The organism is Bacillus sp. SIMBA_074, assembly GCF_046534555.1.
Taxonomy (GTDB): Bacteria; Bacillota; Bacilli; order Bacillales; family Bacillaceae_G; genus Bacillus_A; species Bacillus_A mycoides.
Map to the genome: position 1 here is coordinate 1 of NZ_JAWRYM010000514.1, position 272 is coordinate 272.

The following is a 272-nucleotide window of genomic DNA, read 5'->3' on the forward strand; positions in this document are numbered from 1 at the left end:
CGGGCGACCACCGCGTGATTGACGGTGGCACTATTGCCCGCTTTACCAACCTGTGGAAGCAATATCTGGAGCAACCTGCCACTATGTTGTTGGCTATGCAGTAAAGAGCGACTTGGCACCGTTGTCGCTTTCTGATAAAACCCACTGGATGACAGTGGGTTTTTTGTTGGTGTAAAGGATATACATGCACGAGTTTGATGATTTACGGGTGTTGGTACAGGCTCACAGCCCGCTTATTGTGATTGAAAGCTATGAAGAACCCCGGGCACTTG

1 protein-coding gene is annotated in these 272 nt (G+C 49.6%); it reads left to right on the forward strand.

The window, feature by feature from the left end:
• Positions 1 to 14: 14 nt before the first annotated feature.
• On the forward strand, positions 15 to 104 hold the full coding sequence (locus SB773_RS31785; RefSeq protein WP_410594306.1) for a hypothetical protein: 90 nt from the start codon (positions 15 to 17) through the stop codon (positions 102 to 104).
• Positions 105 to 272: the final 168 nt, after the last annotated feature.